This window comes from uncultured Phenylobacterium sp. (genome assembly GCF_902826855.1).
GTDB lineage: Bacteria > Pseudomonadota > Alphaproteobacteria > Caulobacterales > Caulobacteraceae > Phenylobacterium.
Window position 1 is genome coordinate 1 of the sequence record NZ_CADEGK010000097.1, and the last position, 17641, is coordinate 17641.

At 68.7% G+C, this 17641-nt stretch carries 16 protein-coding genes; 6 read left to right on the plus strand and 10 right to left on the minus strand.

The features are described 5' to 3' along the window. The coding region (locus tag QZV94_RS14050; RefSeq protein WP_293678535.1) for a rubrerythrin family protein at nucleotides 1-301 on the minus strand (301 nt) is incomplete at its 3' end. Between the two features lie 167 nt (nucleotides 302-468). Between QZV94_RS14050 and QZV94_RS14055 the strand changes: the two genes are divergently transcribed. Next, a complete protein-coding gene (locus QZV94_RS14055; RefSeq protein WP_293678536.1) occupies nucleotides 469-660 on the plus strand; it encodes a hypothetical protein in 192 nt (63 codons plus the stop codon). Between the two features lie 26 nt (nucleotides 661-686). Here QZV94_RS14055 and rfbC read toward each other — a convergent pair whose 3' ends face one another. After that, nucleotides 687-1241: a dTDP-4-dehydrorhamnose 3,5-epimerase gene (gene rfbC / locus QZV94_RS14060; protein ID WP_293678537.1), complete on the minus strand. Its 555-nt coding sequence runs from the start codon at nucleotides 1239-1241 to the stop codon at nucleotides 687-689. A gap of 32 nt (nucleotides 1242-1273) precedes the next feature. Here rfbC and QZV94_RS14065 point away from each other — a divergent pair, with 32 nt between their 5' ends. Beyond that, a complete protein-coding gene (locus tag QZV94_RS14065; RefSeq protein WP_293678538.1) occupies nucleotides 1274-2293 on the plus strand; it encodes a glycosyltransferase family 2 protein in 1020 nt (339 codons plus the stop codon). 5 nt (nucleotides 2294-2298) lie between these two features. On the opposite strand, the gene argE is transcribed toward QZV94_RS14065, so the two are convergent. The 6 genes from argE to QZV94_RS14095 all read right to left on the minus strand — a co-directional run bounded on the left by argE (nucleotide 2299) and on the right by QZV94_RS14095 (nucleotide 10933). Next, a complete protein-coding gene (argE, locus tag QZV94_RS14070) occupies nucleotides 2299-3468 on the minus strand; it encodes an acetylornithine deacetylase (RefSeq protein WP_293678539.1) in 1170 nt (389 codons plus the stop codon). Between the two features lie 41 nt (nucleotides 3469-3509). Continuing rightward, the gene (locus QZV94_RS14075) at nucleotides 3510-4892 is read right to left on the minus strand and encodes a hypothetical protein (RefSeq protein WP_293678540.1); all 1383 of its coding nucleotides are present in this window, start codon (nucleotides 4890-4892) and stop codon (nucleotides 3510-3512) included. An 80-nt stretch (nucleotides 4893-4972) separates the two neighbouring features. Continuing rightward, nucleotides 4973-5503 carry an FKBP-type peptidyl-prolyl cis-trans isomerase gene (locus tag QZV94_RS14080; protein WP_293678541.1) on the minus strand — a complete coding sequence of 177 codons (531 nt, stop codon included), beginning with the start codon at nucleotides 5501-5503 and terminating at the stop codon, nucleotides 4973-4975. Nucleotide 5504: 1 nt separating this feature from the next. Further along, nucleotides 5505-6713 carry a threonine ammonia-lyase gene (locus QZV94_RS14085; protein WP_293678542.1) on the minus strand — a complete coding sequence of 403 codons (1209 nt, stop codon included), beginning with the start codon at nucleotides 6711-6713 and terminating at the stop codon, nucleotides 5505-5507. A 33-nt stretch (nucleotides 6714-6746) separates the two neighbouring features. Further along, nucleotides 6747-8999 (minus strand): EAL domain-containing protein, encoded by a 2253-nt coding sequence (locus tag QZV94_RS14090; RefSeq protein WP_293678543.1) that lies wholly within the window; start codon nucleotides 8997-8999, stop codon nucleotides 6747-6749. Between the two features lie 125 nt (nucleotides 9000-9124). Continuing rightward, entirely contained in the window at nucleotides 9125-10933 is a 1809-nt protein-coding gene (locus tag QZV94_RS14095; protein ID WP_293678544.1) for an ABC transporter ATP-binding protein, read from the minus strand. Nucleotides 10934-10975: 42 nt separating this feature from the next. Here QZV94_RS14095 and QZV94_RS14100 point away from each other — a divergent pair, with 42 nt between their 5' ends. The 4 genes from QZV94_RS14100 to QZV94_RS14115 all read left to right on the plus strand — a co-directional run bounded on the left by QZV94_RS14100 (nucleotide 10976) and on the right by QZV94_RS14115 (nucleotide 14417). Next, nucleotides 10976-11515, plus strand: coding sequence for an HAD family hydrolase (locus QZV94_RS14100; RefSeq protein WP_293678545.1), 540 nt, complete (start codon nucleotides 10976-10978; stop codon nucleotides 11513-11515). A gap of 70 nt (nucleotides 11516-11585) precedes the next feature. Further along, nucleotides 11586-12170, plus strand: coding sequence for a class I SAM-dependent methyltransferase (locus tag QZV94_RS14105; RefSeq protein WP_293678546.1), 585 nt, complete (start codon nucleotides 11586-11588; stop codon nucleotides 12168-12170). A gap of 1 nt (nucleotide 12171) precedes the next feature. Next, a complete protein-coding gene (locus tag QZV94_RS14110) occupies nucleotides 12172-13779 on the plus strand; it encodes a methyltransferase domain-containing protein (protein WP_293678547.1) in 1608 nt (535 codons plus the stop codon). 2 nt (nucleotides 13780-13781) lie between these two features. Further along, nucleotides 13782-14417 carry a CmcI family methyltransferase gene (locus QZV94_RS14115; protein ID WP_293678548.1) on the plus strand — a complete coding sequence of 212 codons (636 nt, stop codon included), beginning with the start codon at nucleotides 13782-13784 and terminating at the stop codon, nucleotides 14415-14417. A 4-nt stretch (nucleotides 14418-14421) separates the two neighbouring features. Here QZV94_RS14115 and QZV94_RS14120 read toward each other — a convergent pair whose 3' ends face one another. Both QZV94_RS14120 and infB read right to left on the minus strand, forming a co-directional pair. Next, nucleotides 14422-16044 carry a cisplatin damage response ATP-dependent DNA ligase gene (locus QZV94_RS14120; protein WP_293678549.1) on the minus strand — a complete coding sequence of 541 codons (1623 nt, stop codon included), beginning with the start codon at nucleotides 16042-16044 and terminating at the stop codon, nucleotides 14422-14424. Between the two features lie 114 nt (nucleotides 16045-16158). Next, a partial coding sequence (gene infB, locus QZV94_RS14125) for a translation initiation factor IF-2 (RefSeq protein ID WP_293678550.1) occupies nucleotides 16159-17641 on the minus strand: 1483 nt, incomplete at its 5' end.

The following is a 17641-nucleotide window of genomic DNA, read 5'->3' on the forward strand; positions in this document are numbered from 1 at the left end:
CCATGCCGGGATACATGTCGGTGTACTCGTGGGTCTCGCCCGCGATGGCGGCCTTCAGGTTGTCACCGGTGGGGCCGATGGGCAGGCCGGTGGCCGGATCGCCGACGGTCTCCATGAACTCCAGGTGGCCGTGGGCGTGGCCGGTCTCGCCTTCCGCGGTAGAGAGGAACACCGCGGCGACGTCGTTGTAGCCTTCCACGTCGGCCTTCTGGGCGAAGTACAGGTAGCGGCGGTTCGCCTGGCTCTCGCCGGCGAAGGCGGCCTTGAGGTTCTCGATAGTCTTGCTGCTCGCAAGCGACATGGTGATCTCCTTTGCACGCGCGGACCCCCGGCCCGACGCGACGACGCGGGACTATGGACCGCGGGCCCGATCGATCAACATGATATGCTCTATGCTGATCATCGAGCCGCTCTATGGAGCGAACCTCCGCCGCAAAGGGTTCTTCGACTGCAGCAAGGAGACCCGCCATGACCGACAAGAAAATCCAAGGCGAAGGCGACTACATCTCGGGCAAGAAGTACCAGGACATGCAGCATGAGTTCGCCGAGAACGGCCCGGTAGAGGAGAAGGCCCGCGAGGCGGAAGAGGCGCTGGATGGGCCGGAAGGCCAGGACCTGGAGCAGGCTCGTCGCGAGACCGGCGAGGGCAAGACCCGCTGAGCCTGGCCGGCGCGGCGGCATGTACCTCAGAACGAGACCGGGCCGAGGTCTTTGAGCCGCGGCAGGATCTTGTCCTTCTCTGAGAGCTTCGGCTCGCCCTCAAGAGGCCAGGGAATGGCGAGGTCCGGGTCGTCCCAGGCGATGCCGCCTTCGCTCTTCGGCGCGTAGGGCCCATCGACCTTGTAGAAGATCTCGCAGTCGTCGGTGATCGTGCAGTAGGCGTGGGCGAACCCGCGAGGGACCCAAAGCTGTTCGCCGCCCTCAGCGGTGAGTTCGGCGCTAACCCACCGGCCGTAGGTGGCCGACCCGGCTCGGATGTCGACGGCCACGTCGAAGATCGCCCCGCGAAGCGCGCGGATCAGCTTGCCCTGGGCGTTCGGGGCCAACTGGAAGTGCAGGCCGCGCAGCGTGCCTTTGGCGGCGCTGAAGGCCTGATTGTCCTGGACGAAGGTGGTGTCGGCGGCAGTTCCCGCCAGCGCCTGGGCGCTCCAGGTCTCGGCGAACCAGCCCCGCGCATCGCCATGCCGCTTGGGCGTGATAAGCAGCACCTCGGGGATTGCGAGCGGCGTGATGGTCGTCATGGGCTTCCCGGCAATCGGAGTGACGCCGTCGCATGGCGCAGGCGAGCAGCGATGACAAGGCGCCAAGCCTGAGCGTCTGCGTGATTGCCTACAATTCCGGCCCCACCTTGCGCACCTGCCTGGAGCGCCTGCACGCCCAGAGCTTCCGGGACTTCGAGACGATCGTCATCGACAACGCCTCGCCCGACCCCGGTGACGTGGCGATCGCGGCAGAGTTCCCTTGGGTGCGGCTGGTCCGCAACGCCGAGAACCTCGGCTTCGCCGGAGCCGGCAACCAGGGCGCCCGGCTGGCGCGCGGGCGCTGGTACGTGCTGCTCAATCCGGACGCCTTCGCCGAGCCTGACTGGCTGGCCGAATTGGTCGCTGCAGCGGCGCGCCACCCCGAGGTGCGCGTATTCACCTCGCGCCAACTGACCGCCGAGGACCCTGGCGTGCTGGACGGCCTGGGCGACGTGATGAGCATCTGGGGCATCCCCTACCGCGGCGGCTACATGAGCCGCGACACCGGCCAGGCCTTCGAGGGCGAGGTCTTCTCCCCCTGCGGCGCGGCGATGATGATCGATCGGGCGTTGTTCCTGGAGCTGGGCGGGTTCTACGAGCGCTACTTCGCCTACGGCGAGGACGTGGACCTGGGCTACCGGCTGCAGCTCATGGGCCAGCCGACAGTCCTTGTCCCAAAGGCCGTGGTCCACCACCTGGGCTCGGCGTCCTCGGGCGGCCCCAAGTCGGAGTTCGCCGTCTTCCACGGCACCCGCAACCGGTTCTGGGGCGTCTACAAGAACACGCCCTGGCCGCTGCTGCCGCTGGTGATCCCGCTGCACCTGGGGGCGGTAGTCTTCATCTCCTCGCGCCGGCCGAACTGGCCGCACATCCCGATCGTCTGGCGCGCGTTCCTCGCATCGCTGAAGGGCCTGCCCGCGATCCTCCGCGACCGCCGCGCGGTGCAGGCCGACCGGCGAATCGCCATCGCCGACATTGCGCGCGCCATGACCTGGAACCCCAAGGACCTGACCTACCGCCGGCCGGTGATCCGGCCGCTGCGGCGGCCGTAGCGCCCTCAGACCTCCGTGGCCCAGTCGATCAGGCGGCGCATGAAGAGGGCCCCGCGCTGCAGTTGCGCGACCTCGACGTACTCGTCGGGCTGGTGGGCCTGGTCGATGGAGCCGGGGCCGCAGATGACGGTGGAGAAGCCCGCCTGCTGGAACTGGCCGGCCTCCGCGGCGAAGGCCACCACGCGCGGCGGGCCGTTGTCGCCGGTCATCCGGCGCGCGAAGGCCTCTGCGGCGCCGTCGACCTCGGGGGCGAAGGGCGGGACGTTGGTGCGCATCTCGACGACGACGCCGGCCTCCGGCGCGCGGGCCTTCAGGGCGCGGTCGAGGTCCGCGGCCTCGGCCAGGAACGGCGCGATGATCTGCTCGGGCGTGCGCGGCCCGGGCGCGCGCAGGTCGAAGACGAAGTGGCACTCGCGGGCCAGGATGTTGTGCGCCGTGCCGCCATGGACGATGCCGATGGTCAGCGTCGGACCCTTGGGCGTGAACGGCGAGGCGGGGTCGGCGTCGTTCTGCAGCCGTTCCGCGAGCTCGCCCAGGGAGGCCATCAGCTTCACCGCCTCCATCACCGCCGAGACGCCCAGGTGCGGCTGGCTGGAGTGCACCTCGCGGCCGGTGACGGTGACGTGGAAGGTGGCGATGCCCTTGTGGCCGTTCACAGCCTCCATGTTGGTGGGCTCGCCGACCACGACCACGGCCGGGGCGGGCAATTCGCGGCGGATCACGTCGATCATTTCCGGCGCGCCCAGGCAGCCGATCTCCTCGTCGTAGGAGAAGGCCAGGTGGACCGGACGCTTGAGGTCCGCCCGCGCCAGCTCCGGCGCCGCCGCCAGCGCGCAGGCCAGGAACCCCTTCATGTCGCAGGTCCCGCGGCCGTAGATGCGGCCGCCCTTCTCCACGACCTCGAACGGGTCGGTGGACCAGGGTTGGCCATCCACAGGCACCACGTCGGTGTGGCCGGAGAGGACGACGCCGCCGGGCGCCGCCGGGCCGATGGTGGCCAGCAGGTTGGTCTTGGACCCATCGGCGTTGGGCACCCGCCGATGCGGCACGCCCAGGCCGTCCAAATAGTCCTCGACCCAGGCGATGAGCGGCAGGTTCGAGCCGCGCGACGTAGTGTCGAACGCCACCAGCTCGGCGAGCAGCGCGCGGGCGGCGGGGTAGAGGTCGGCGGTCATCGTCCCTGCTTAGACCCGAGCGCGCCCTGGAGCCACTGGCCTCACCGGCGGATGCGCGGGCAGGGGTACGGCTCAACCCGGCCCTTGGCCGCAACCTTGGCCCCGCACAGGATCATGTCCTGGGTCTCTCGGCGCTTCAGCTCGTGATCGTGAGCGAGGTTGGGCAGGGTCAGCGTCCAAGCGATCTGGGCGGCGTTGCGATGAATGACATCGATGAAGACCCCGCCGTCGCCCGTGGTGTCGCCGATCGGCGCTGCATCCCCGGCGCGGTAGCCGAGGATGTCGTCGGGGTCGTGGAAGGCCACCACCTGCAACTCGCCGCCGAGCGGGGTGGCCTCCGGACCGGCCCCGCCAGGCGGGCAGCCCGGGTTCCTGAGCCGGCGGCGCGCCTCCAGCAGGGAGACCTGCGACGAACAGCGGTCCCGGCCCGGGTCGGGGGCGGGGGCGAGCTCGCCGCCGCCTGCCGGCAGGGGCGCCCGCTTCACCTCCACCCGGCCAAGCGCCAGGAGGGGCAACTGGTTGGCGGCCATGTAGACCACGTCGGCGCGCTGGATCAGCAGCTGGCGCGCCGCCCCCATGGAGGCGAGCTCGACTTGGCCGCGGGGCGCACGGGGCGCCAGGACGTCGTAGAGCATGCGGCTGCCCAGGCTGTGGCTGACGAATCCGAACTGCACGTCATCCGACGGCGGGGGCAGGTCGCCACAGGTTTCGAGGCTGCGCGGCGTCGGGGTCTCCAGGCCGGCCGCGTCGCGAGCCATCCGGCACAGCACCGCGCTGACCCCCGCCTTCACCAGGTCTCCGGCCGGACCCACGTAGCTGGCGGCGTCGCTGAGGCCGCCATCGAGGATGTTGCGCTTCAGGGCGCTGTTGAGGAACGCCGGCTTGCCGTCATGCCGCTTCATGTCCTCGCGCAGGTGCGGCTCCTGGATGCGCCAAAGGTCGCGATGCCAGAAGTAGCTGTAGAGCCATACCTCCTGACCGCCCTGAGGGTTCCAGAACCGGTCGACGCGGTAAGTGCCGAATGTCGGGAACTCACAAGGCCTAGCCTCGGAATCCTTGGGATTCAGGTGATCGGTCCAGGGCTTGTCGCAATCGAGCAGCTCACCACGCACCCGCATCGGCGGGTCCAGGCCAGCGGTCTCCCAGTCGCGTTTCACCTCCGCGTTGGCATAGCGGCTCCGCAGCAGGTCGTAGAGCTCGCTATGGAACAGGGTGCGGTCAGTGAGCCCCATGCCGTGGATGTGGAAGATATAGCGGCGGCTGGGTTCCCTTTCGCTCGGGAGGGGCTGGGTCAGACCGCGGAACAGGGGCCCCGGGCCCTGGTTCCCGACGACACGGGCCCCGCCCGGCAGGGCCGTGCAGCCCACGAGAAGGAGCGTCAGGGCCGCGAGACCCGCGCCGATGCAGAGTTTGCGGCCGCGCATGGATCTCTCCCGTTCCGTCTGAGCGCAACTGGACGAGGTTCGGCGGGGATCGTCAACTACAGCAGGCGCTCGGCGGCAGGTCAGCCCTGCTGGACGCGGCCCGGGCTCGGCAGGACATCGATCAACTCGATGCGGAAGATCAACGGCGCGCCCGGCGGGATCGGGCCCTGACCCGCCGCGCCGTAGCCCAGGTTGGAGGGGACGTAGAGGATCCACTCGTCGCCGGCGCGCATCATCGGCAGCGCCTCCATCCAGCCCGGCACCAGCTTGTCGAGCGGCATGGCGGCGGGCTGGCCGCGCTCGTAGGAGGAGTCGAAGACCGTACCGTCCTCCAGCTTGCCCTCGTAGTGAACCTTCACCTCGTCGCCCTTCTGGGGCTTCAGGGCGGTGGGCGGGCCGGAGCGGACCACCTTGTAGGCCAGGCCTGAGGGCAGGACGACGACGCCCGGCTCCTTGGAGGCCTTGGCCATGTAGGCCTTGGATTGCTCGCTCTGCGGCTCAGGCGCGCCCGGCGTGGCCTCGGCGGCTTCCCTCTTCGGGGCGCAGGCGGCGAGCGCGAGTGCGACCGCGAGGATGACGAAGCCACGCCGGCCCGTTCCAGGCGACCCCATCCTAGACAACTCGGGGCGGGTAGCCGCGATCGCGCAGGGCATCCATGACCTCCTTGGGGCGCTGGGCGTCGCGGGTCTCGATCATTAGGTCGAACGCCGCGCCCTTGGCGGGGACGTCCAGCGCAAGCCGGTTGTGCGCCACCTCGATGATGTTGGCCCCCATGTTGCCGATGATCGCCGAGACGTTGGCGAGGAGGCCGGGACGGTCGTCCCCGATGATCCGCAGTGACACGATCCGGCTTTCGCGCACCAGCTCGCGCGTGAGCACCGAGGCCAGGAGCCGCGTGTCGATGTTGCCGCCGGTGATGACCAGGCCGCACTTCTTGCCACGGAACTTTTCCGGATAGGCCAGCAGCGCCGCCAGTGAGGCCGCGCCGGCGCCCTCGGCCACGGTCTTCTCGACGTTGCAGTAGAGGGCGATGCCGCGCTCGAAGTACGGCTCCTCGATCAGCACCACCTCGTCGATCAGCGGCCGGGCGATGGCGTATGTGAGCTCGCCCACCGCCTTGACCGCAATGCCCTCGGCGATGGTGGAGGCGCCGCCATTTTGCGTGGTGCGCACGCCGCGCATCTTGGCGGTGAAGGACGGCATGATGGCCGGCTCCAGGCCGATCACCTTGATGTTCGGGTTGAGGTGCTTGGCCGCCGTGGCCATGCCGGCGATCAGGCCGCCGCCGCCGATCGGGACCGGCAGGATCTCCAGGTCCGGCACGTCCTCCAGCATCTCCAGCGCAACGGTGCCCTGGCCGGCCATGACGTCCAGGTCGTCGAAGGGATGGACGAAGGTCAGCTCGCGCTCGTCGCATAGGGACCGCGCCTTGGCGGCCGCCTCGTCGTAGCCGTCGCCCTCGATCACGACCTCGGCCCCGTGGGCGCGGGTCTGCTGCACCTTCATGAAGGGCGTGGCCTTGGGCATGACGATGGTCACCGGAATGCCCAGGCGGGCTGCATGGTAGGCAAGACCCTGGCTGTGGTTCCCGGCGGAGGCGGCGATGACGCCGCGGGCGCGCACGTTCTCGCCCAGCTGCAACAGCTTATTGAGGGCGCCGCGCTCCTTGTAGGCGGCGGTGAACTGCAGGTTCTCGAACTTCACCCACACCTGCGCCCCGGTGATCTCGGAGAGTGTCCGGGAGAAGCGGCACGGCGTCCTTTCAATGTGACCCTGCAGCCGCGCCTGGGCCGCGAGGATGTCGTCGAAGGAAAGGGTCATGCTGGAGGCCGGGGTCCCGAAAAGGCGCGCAACCTAACGGCGGTGCTTGCCTGGAGCAACGTCGGCCTTGGGAGACGCGAAAGGCCGTTCCGCCCCTGAGGCGGCGGTGGCCGTGCCCGCCTGGGCGGAACTGTAGCCCGCGATGTCGTCAGCGGCGATCGGCGGCGAGTACAGGTAGCCTTGAATGTTGGAGCAACCTGCCCTGCGCAGCCCGCTGCGTTGGGACTCGTTTTCCACGCCCTCGGCGATCACCTCGAGGTTCAGGGCGCGCGCCAGCTTCACAATGGCGCCGACAACCGCCTCAGACTCTTTCTCGACGCCGAGACTGGTGATGAAGGACCGATCTATCTTGATCTTGTCGATCGGATAGCGCCGCAGATAGGCCAGGCTGGAGTAGCCGGTGCCGAAGTCGTCCAGGGCGAGGGTGAAGCCCATGGCCCGCAGACGGCTAAGGGTCTGATGGGTGATCGCGTCGTCGCCCAGGAGCACGCCTTCAGTGATCTCCAGCTCTATCCGCCGGGCGTCGGCGCCGGTCTCCTTCAGGATCGCGGCCACGAGGTCTGGAAAGCCACCTCGTCGCAGCTGGACGGCGGAGATGTTCACGGCGACCGTCAGCCGGGGCCAGCGCAGGCTGTCGGTGAAGGCGCGGCGTAGGGTGAATTCGCCGAGCTTGTCGATCAGGCCGCATTCCTCGGCGACGCCCACGAAGAACGCCGGCGAAACCATCCCGCGAACGGGATGGGACCAGCGCACCAGGGCTTCGACGCCCACGACCTGGCGGTTCCCGTCGAGCTGCGGCTGGTAGACCATCGTCAGAGCGTCGGTCGAGAGCGCCTCGCGCAGGTCGTCCTCCAGGGCCCGACGCGACTGCAAAGCCAGGTCCATCTCCGGTTCGTAGAACTGGAACCGGCCGCGGCCGGCATCCTTGGCCCGGTACACGGCAAGGTCCGCCTGACGCAGGGCCTCGATATCGTCGACCTGCGCGCCGGTCAGTATCGTTATGCCGATCGAGACGCTGGGAAACAGCCGCCCGAACGGCAGATCGATAGGTTCAGCGAGCGCGCTGACGATGCGTTCCGCGAAGCTGGCCAGGCCACGGGGCGTCGCGGAGGCGCAGAGGATCGCGAACTCGTCGCCGCCCAGGCGCGCGACGGTGTCGTTGTCCCGCGCCAGCCCCCTTAAGCGCTTGGCGATCTCGATGATCAGTTCGTCCCCGGCGGCATGGCCGTAGCTGTCATTGACCAGCTTGAATCGATCGAGATCGAGTGCCAGCACCCCCAGGGGGCCGCCCCCGCGGCGCAGGTCGGACAGGGCGTGAGCGAGGCGATCAGAGAACAGGGCGCGGTTCGGCAGGCCGGTGAGATGGTCGTGATAGGCCATGTGCTTGGCCTGGGTTTCGCTGGCGATCAGGGCCCGAGCTGCGTTTCGGCCTCGCAGGAACAATCCGGCGACGATCACGCTGAACACCGTCATCGCCAGGAGCAGGCCAGATCGCGTGCGTTTCAGCAGTTCCCAGGCGGGGCGCTGTGGCCGCCAGTCCATCCGCGCCACGACAGCGCCATTCGCGTTCCTCATTACGGCATGAGCCTCGCCAGGCTCCACCCGCTGGTCGCCGGTGTGGACGTGCAGGTCGGCGAGCAGAAAGCGTTCGCTGAACTTGGCGCGAAATCCGCTGTCCAGCGGCGCGACCGTGACCACGATCGGCGCGCGCGTGGGCAACTGCACCCGGTTGAAGTCGGACTGAACGAGCGTGGCCGTGACGATGCTGGGCAGACCGGCGACAAGGCCGATGGCGCTGGCCTGGATCGCGGCGCCCGGACTGGAGGTGGGCCTGCGGAGCAGGGCGCTGCGCTGTCGCTCGGCCTCGCGCACTTTGGCTTCGAGGGGCGCCGAGACCGCTGCGACCGTCGCGTGGCTTTCCGCCGATCGGTCCCGACCGCCCTGCATGGCGTATAGGGGGCGGTTTGCCCCATCGAGCACATAGGCCTGCTGGAAACCCGCGACCTCATGGAGGAAGACGCCGATGTTCTCATGCGCCCAAGCCTTGTTGAACCTGAGCCCCAGGTTCAGGACAGCATCGTCCCAGGTCGTCTGGCCCACGACCCGCCCTTCGACCTCCAGGATCCATCCTCGCAGGCCGTTGGCGACCAGCGCCTCCTCGCGTGCCGCGACCTGCCGGTCCGAGATCACGGTCGTATAGACACGAGCGCCGGCGAGGGCGCCCATCAGGCCGAGTGCGATGGCGGCGACCAGCGCCGCAGCGCCTCGCCCAAATCCACTCCGCATAGGCTGACCCCCCGCACACCGGCCGGGAAGGCCTAGGAGGGCGCACGTTAAGTTGGCCTGAATTCCGTGGGGATGGCGGCCCGGCCTCGTAGACACCACTACGTATAGTCACTTACCAGGCGAGGTTACGCGCCATTCTCGCGCGAGTCGGGGGCGTCGAATTCCGCCACCAGATGGCCGGCGCCGACTTCGCGCAGGACCGGCGCAATCCCGCTGGCCAGCCTGGAAGGCGCGAAGCGAAACGCGGCGGCAGGGTCCATCGGGCTCGGGGGCTCGCCGACGACCTTGAGACGCACCCGGGTGCGTTCGATCGCCGGGTCGGGGATCGGCGCGGCCGACAGCAGGGCGCGGGTGTAGGGGTGCTGGGGCGCGCGCCAGATGTCGTCGCGGTCGGCCTGCTCCATGACCCGGCCCATATAGAGCACCAGGACGCGGTGGCTGATCTCGCGGACCACCGCCAGGTCGTGGCTGATGAAGAGCATCGCCAGGCCCATCTCGGCCTGCAGCTGGATGAGGAGGTCGATGATCTGCGCGCGGATCGAGACGTCCAGGGCGGAGACCGCCTCGTCGCAGATCACCAGCTTGGGCTTCAGGATCATTGCCCGGGCGATGCCGACGCGCTGGTTCTGGCCGCCCGAGAGTTCGTGCGGGTAGCGATTGATCAACGCCGGATCCAGCTCAACCTTGGCCATCATGGCGCGGACCTCGGCCTCGCGCGCCGCGGCGTTCAGGTCGGGGCGGAAGGCGGTGAGCGGTTCGGCGATCGAGGTCCCGACGGTCATCCGCGGGTCAAGGCTGGCCAGGGGGTCCTGGAACACGATCTGCAGGTCCTTGCGCGCCGCGCGCATGAACTCCCTGTCGGCGTGGGTGATGTCTCGGCCCATGAGGGTGACCGCGCCCGCCGTCGCCGGAAGCAGATTCAGGACCGCCCGCGCGAGGGTCGATTTGCCCGACCCGCTTTCGCCGACGATGCCCAGCGTCTCACCCCGGCGGACGTGGAAGGAGACTCCGTCCACGGCGCGCAGCAGGCGCGGCTTGCCGAACAGGCCCTCGGCGATCGGAAAGTGCAGTTTGACGTCGCGGCCCTCGACGACGATCGGCGCATCCGCCGCCACCGGTGCGATCTGCGGGCGTCCGCCGCGGTCGGCGCGGTCCAGGCGCGGGATCGCGGCCAGCAGGGCGCGGGTATAGTCGGTGCGGGGGCTGTGGAAGACCTCGGCGACGGGCCCGGCCTCAACGTAGGCGCCGTCCTTCATGACGCAGACCTTGTCGGCCAGGCGGGCAATGACCCCCATGTCGTGGGTGATCAGGACCATGGCGGTCCCGGTCTCGCGCTGCAACTCGGCCATGAGGTCGAGGATCTCGGCCTGCACGGTGACGTCCAGCGCGGTGGTCGGTTCGTCAGCGATCAGGAGTTCGGGGCCCGGCGCCATGGCCGCCGCGATCATCACGCGCTGGCGCATACCGCCGGAGAGCTCGTGCGGGTACTGGCGCATACGCCGCTCGGCGTCGGGGATGCGCACCTTCTTCAGCCATTCCAGGGCGCGAGCCCGCGCCTCGGCCGCGGAGAGGCCCAGGTGCAGCCGCAGCGGCTCGGCGATTTGCTCGCCGATGCGCACGTGCGGGGTGAGCGCCGTCAGCGGGTCCTGGAAGATCATGGTCATCTTCGATCCCCGGACCTTGTTGAGGTCGCGGGGTTTGAGCCCGATCAGCTCCTGGCCGTGCAGTTGCGCCGACCCGGAGGCGCGGCCGTTCTGCGCCAGCAGGCCCATCACGGCCATGAAGGTCTGGCTCTTTCCTGAGCCGCTCTCGCCCACCACGCCCAGGGTTTCGCCGCGGCCGATGGCGAGGCTCACGCCGCGCACGGCGGCCACCTCGCCGTCATGGGTCTCGAAGTCGACCCGCAGGTCGTTCAGCGTCAGGACGTCGGCCAACCGGACCTCGCGTGTGTCGAGCCTGGACCCTAAGGTTCCCCGGTGCCTGATTCCATCCCCCAGAAGCCCGCGCCCCGAAAGCCAGCGCTGTTCCTCGACCGGGACGGGGTGCTGAACGAGGATCGCGGCTACGTCCACCGCTGGGAGGACTTCCGCTGGGTGCCCGGGGCGCGCGAGACCGTTGCCGCGTTCAACCGCGCCGGTTGGCTGGTGATCGTGGTCACCAACCAGTCGGGTGTTGGCCGGGGCTACTACACGGAGGCCGACATGCACGCCCTGCACGAGCGCATGCAGGCCGACCTGGCCGACGCCGGCGGCCGCATCGACGCCTTCTACCACGCGTCCCAGCACCCGGAGGCGGAGAGCCCCGCCTACCGCCATCCCGATCCCCCGCTCCGGAAGCCCAATCCAGGCATGATCCTGCAGGCGCTGGCCGACTGGCCCATCGACCGCGAAGCCTCGCTCCTGATCGGTGACAAGCCTTCGGACCTGGAGGCGGCGTTGCGCGCCGGCGTGCGCTCAGCGCTGTTCGAGGGCGGCAACCTGCTGGCGTTCCTCAGGAAGCAGGACCTGCTGCCTTAGCCGTCCGGCGTTCTGGTCATCAGCGACGGCGCGATGCTATGGAGAGCGCCGTCTTGCAACGGAAATCACCTTGGGCGACCGCAACCAGATCATCTTCCTGCAAAGGTTCGCGCCCGTCGTGTCAGGCCCGATCCTGGAGATTGGCAGCAAGGATTACGGCAGCACCTCCAGCTTCCGGGAGATCTATCCGGATTGCCCCTACATCGGCATCGACATGGCGCCCGGCGCGGGGGTCGATGCGGTAGTCGACCTGGAAGCCGGCATCGGTCCGCTGCCTGAACGCCACTTTCAACTCGCTGTCTGCTGCTCAGTCCTGGAGCATGTCGCCAAGCCCTGGAAGATGGCCGAGAACATCACACGCGTCGTGGCGCCGGGCGGACGGCTCTACATGTCCGTGCCGTGGGTTTGGCGCTACCACCCCTATCCCGATGACTACTTCCGGTTCTCATTCCGGGGGATCATCTCGCTGTTCCCCGAGTTCGTCTGGGACGTGCCGCACTACTCGACGAACGTGGAGGGCGAACTCATCGCCGTCACGGAGGACAACAAGGGCGCGGACAACGCCATGGCGAAATTCGCGCCGCGCGAGGATGGCAAGGCGCCGCGCAAGTACCTGCCGTACCTCATGGTCAACATGCTGGGCGTGCGGCGGTAGGATGAAGATCAGCTGGATCACCTTCGCGGCGCCGGTGCGGACCGGCGATGGCGCACTGACCTCCGGCCTTGCCAGCCTGCGCTATCGGGTGCTCGCGCCGATCATGGCGATGCCCAAGGGTCATACGTTCCAGATCATACCGATCGGGCCCGGTGCGGACGAGTCGCGCCGGGAAGCGGCGCTGGCCGCAGATATGCTGATCTTTTCCAAGAGCTTCCAGGCATCGAACGAAGACCTCGCGCGACGCGCGAAGGCCAAGGGCATGCCGGTCATCTTCGACGTCAGCGACAATCACTACGACCATCCGCAGCACGGCGAGCACTATCGTCGAATGACGGCGATGGCGGACCAAGTGGTGTGCACTACCGAGGAGATGAAGCGCGTGGCGGCCGGCTTTGCGAAGGCTGCGCCAGTGGTCATCGACGACCCCTATGAAGGCCCCCGCGGAACGCCGCGGTTCGAGCCCGGCGAACGGTTGGCCCTGCTCTGGTACGGGCATCAGACGAATCTCGACAGCCTGCGCGGCGCGATCGACGATCTGGCCGGGTACGCCCGCGGGCGTCCCGTGGCGCTGCGGATCCTGACAAACCCCAGCCCGGAGCTGTCGGCGTGGGTCGACGGCCTGAACGCCCGCTTCGCGCCCGGGCTTCAAGTCGCCGCCGAGGCGTGGTCGCTGGAAGCGCAGGCAGCGGCGCTGGAGGCATGCGACGCGGTGGTTATCCCGACCCTGCAGACCGACCTCAAGGCCGTGAAGTCCAGCAACCGGTTGGTGAGCGCCCTCTGGGCGGGCCGGCCGGCCGTGACGCAGCCGACGCCGGCGTACCGGCCGTATCAGGTCTGGACGCCGATCCGCGACACCCTCTCCGAGGGCCTGAGGGCGCTGGAGGCCGATCCGACCGCCTGGGTGGAGGGGGTCAGCTCCGCTCAGAAGCACATCGCGATCGCCAATGACCCTGCCACCCTGGCGCAACGGTGGGACACCGTCATCCGCACGACCCGCGCCGAGGCGCCCGCAGCCTCGGCGCCGGCCGAGCCCGCACAGGTCGGCCCACTGCCGCAGCCCGCCTCGCCGCCACCCACTTCGGCGCCCGTCCGCCTCAACCTCGGGTGTGGCGACAAGATCCTGGAAGGCTTCGTCAACGTCGACGTCGTCGAGAGCCGCGCCGGCAAGTCGCCTGACGTCATCTGCGATCTGCACAAGCTCACGCCGTTCGCGGATGGCAGCGCCGACGAAGTCATGGCGGTGCACGTCGTCGAGCACTTCTGGCGCTGGGAAGTTGTCGACATCCTCAAGGAATGGGTGCGGGTCCTGAAGCCGGGCGGCAAGATGATCCTGGAGTGCCCCAACCTCATTTCCGCCTGCGAGGCGTTGCTGGCCGACCCCGACAACGCCACGCTCCCGGGCGTGCAGGGCCAGCGGAGCATGTGGGTGCTGTACGGCGACCCGCGGTGGCAGGACCCGCTGATGGTGCACCGCTGGGGATATACACCCAAGAGCCTGGCCCAGATCATGTTCGAGGCCGGGCTGCGTGAGATCCGCCAGGAGCCCGCCCAGTACAAGTTGCGGGAACCGCGCGACATGCGCATCACAGGGGTCAAGCCGCGATAGCCATGCACCCCGCCGCCCTGGACTATCTGAAGTGGTATCATGAGACGAACATCTGGAAGCAGGTGTCGTATCGTGGCGTCCGGACGCTGAAACTTCCGTCGGACATGTGGAGCTACCAGGAGATCCTGTTCGCCCACGGGATCGAGTGGGTGATCGAGACCGGTTCGCGTCACGGTGGTTCGGCGCTCTTCTTCGCCGACCTCCTGCGCAACGCGCGCAGCCCCGGCCGGGTGTTCAGCATCGACTATGCGCCCGAACTCGATCCACGCGCCGCGGCCGACCTGGACATCTCGTTCATCAAGGGCGACAGCGCCGATCCGGCCATCGTTGGCCGAGTCATGGGCGAGATTCCACGACAGCGCAGCCCGCTATTCCTCATCCTGGACTCCGACCACGCGGCGGCCCACGTCCGGCGTGAGCTGGACATCTGGGTGCCCGAGCTGCGGACCGGCGACTATCTCGTTGTCGAGGACACGATCGTGAACGGAAATCCCGTCCGGCCCTCCCACGGCCCAGGGCCGCTGGAGGCGATCCGGGCCTATCGGGCCGACCACCCGGAGGCGCTGAAGCCCGACACCAAACGCGAAGCCAAATTCGGCGCGACGTTCGCGATCGAGGGCTTCTACACCAAGGCCTGAGCCCTCAGCGGCCCTCCATCTGCGCCAGCAGGCGCTCCAGCATCGGCAGTTCGTCGGCCTCGCCCGGCGGCTTGTCCCAGCGGATGCGGCTGATGCGGGGAAAGCGCATGGCGACGCCGGACTTGTGGCGGGTGGAGCGTTGCAGGCCCTCGAAGGCGACCTCGAAAACCAGGCCGTGGCGCGGCTCGGCGCGGACCGATCGGACCGGCCCGAAGCGCTCGAGGGTGTTGTCGCGAACGAACTTGTCGATCTGCATCAGCTCCTCGTCGGTGAACCCGAAGTACGCCTTGCCGACGGGGGTCAGCGTCCGCTGGCCGGCTTCGTCCTGTGTCCACACGCCGAAGGTGTAGTCGGAGTAGAAGCTCGAGCGCTTGCCGTGGCCGCGCTGGGCGTACATCAGGACCGCATCCACCAGGAATGGGTCGCGCTTCCACTTGAACCAGGGCCCCTTGGGCCGGCCGCCGACATAGTCGGAATCCCAGCGCTTGAGCATCAGGCCTTCAGCGACTTGCGGGTCGCCGACGGGGGGATCGGCGCGCAGCGCGGCCAGCTCCGCCCAGCTCTCGAACGGTTGGATGGGCGAGAGGTCGATGCGCGGGCTGGCCTCCTTGGCCACGAAGGCTTCCAGTCGCTTGCGACGCTCCCTGAAGGGCAGGGAACGGGTGTCCTCTGCGCCCACCTGCAGGATGTCGTAGGCGCGGATGGCGGCGGGATAGGCGGCCATCAGCTTGGCGTCGACGGCCTTGCGGTTCAGCCGCTGCTGCAGGTCGGCGAAGGGGGCGACATGGCCGTCACGGATCACCAGCAGCTCGCCGTCGAGCACCGCCTCGTCGTCCAGCGCGTCCAGCACATCGGGGAAGGTGCGCGAGATGTCGTCGCCCGTGCGGGTGTAAAGGCGACGCTGCCCGCCCTCATGGGCCGCCTGCACCCGGATGCCGTCCCACTTCCACTCGGCGGCGTAGTCGGCGGGATCCAGCTTGCCGAAGTCGACCGCCTCGTCGATCGCCTGGGCGAGCATCACCGGCCGGAATCGCGCCGGATGCTCGGACGTGGGCTTCTCCGAGCGGCCCTCCAGCCACGCGAACAGGTCAACGTAGGGTGGCTCCAGCGCGTGCCAGAGCTCCTCGATCTCGGCGGGCTCGACGCCGCCCATATCGGCGGCCGCGCGCTTGGCGAGCCGCGCGGTCAGGCCCACGCGCAGGCCGCCGGTCATCAGCTTCAGCAGCGCCCAGCGCTCCCTGGGCTCGCGCATGGCGTCCAGCCAGCCTTCGATCAGCCGCTGGACTTCGGCGCGCGAGGCCCCCCTCAGGGCGTCGATCACCTCGGAAAGCTGCGGCTCGCGGTTGGCGCCCGGCCGCGCCGGCCAGACCAGACTTACGGCCTCGGCCAAGTCGCCGACGTAGTCGTAGGACCACGAGAACAGCTGCGGGTCCATCCGCGCCTCGACGGCCTTGCGGATGAAGGCCGGCTTGGCGGCGTCGAAGGTGAGGTCGCCGGTGAGTGCGGCCAGCGCCCAGCCGCGATCAGGGTCCGGCGTGCCCGCCAGGTAGTCGCATACCATCGTAAGCTTCGCATTGCGCGAGGACGTCAGGCTGAGCCTGTCCAGCAGTTCGGCGAAGGCGCGCATCAGGCCCTGAACCTAGGGAGCCTCAGGGACCACGGCCAGAGGCGCGCGACGATGCCGGCGTGGCGCCCGCGGTCCACGCCGGCGGCCTAGGGAACGGGTCGGTGACGCGGAACCTTAGAGGCTCCGCTTCACTTCCTCGAGGTTGAAGCACTCGATGATGTCGCCGGCCTTGATGTCCTGGAAGCCGGCGAAGGCCATGCCGCATTCCTGGCCGGACGGGACCTCGTTGACCTCGTCCTTGAAGCGCTTGAGCGTCTGCAGGACGCCGAGTTCCAGCACCACCACGTCGGCGCGGATGATCCGGACGCGAGCGCCTTTGCGGACCACACCCTCGGTGACGCGGCAGCCGGCGACCCGGCCGACCTTCGAGATATCGAAGGCCTGCAGGACCTCCGCGTTGCCGAGGAAGGTTTCGCGCTGGATGGGGGCCAGCATGCCCGAGAGCACGCCTTTGATGTCGTCGATCAGGTCGTAGATGATCGCGTAGTAGCGGATCTCCACGCCCTCGCGCTCGGCCAGCGCCTGGGCCTGCTTCGAGGCGCGGACGTTGAAGCCGAGGATCGGCGAGCCGGCGCCCTTGGCCAGCATGACGTCGCTCTCGCTGATCGCGCCGGCGCCGGACAGGATGATCCGCGCGCGGACCTCCTCGTGAGCCAACTTGTCGAGCGAGCCGACGATGGCCTCGGCGGAACCCTGCACGTCGGCCTTGATGATCACCGGAAGCTCCGAGACCTTCTTGTCGGCGAGCTTGGCCATCATGTCGGCGAGGCTGGCGCCCTGGATCGGCGACCCGGCTTTCTCGCGCTTCATGCGGACGCGGTAGTCGACAAGTTCGCGAGCGCGCGCGTCGTTTTCCACCACGGCGAAGGGTTCGCCCGGCGCGGGCGTGCCGTCCAGGCCGAGGATTTCCACCGGGACGGAAGGTCCGGCCGCGTCGAGCTGTTCGCCGCGTTCGTTCAGCAGAGCGCGAACCCGACCGAAGGTGTCGCCGGCGACGACGATGTCGCCGCGCTTCAAGGTGCCGCGCTTGACCAGTACGGTCGAGACGGCGCCCCGTCCACGGTCCAGCTTGGCCTCGATCACGACGCCGTCGGCGGTCCGATCCGGATTGGCCTTCAGGTCCAGGACTTCGGCCTGCAGCAGGATCGCCTCGATCAGGTCGTCCAGGCCCATCTTCTCCTTGGCCGACACTTCGACGGCCTGGGTCTCGCCGCCAAGGCTTTCGACGACGATCTCGTGCTGCAGCAGCTCGTTGATCACCCGGGTCGGATCGGCGTCGGGTTTGTCGATCTTGTTGATCGCCACGATGATCGGCGCGCCGGCGGACTTGGCGTGATTGATGGCTTCAATGGTCTGGGGCATCACGCCATCGTCGGCCGCGACCACCAGCACCACGATGTCGGTGACGTTGGCGCCGCGCATCCGCATGGCCGAGAAGGCCGCGTGGCCGGGTGTGTCGAGGAAGGTGACCGCTTGGCCCCCGTCCAGCCGCACCTGATAGGCGCCGATGTGCTGGGTGATGCCGCCGTGCTCGCCCGCCACCACGTCGGTGGCGCGCAAGGCGTCGAGCAGCGAGGTCTTGCCGTGGTCGACGTGG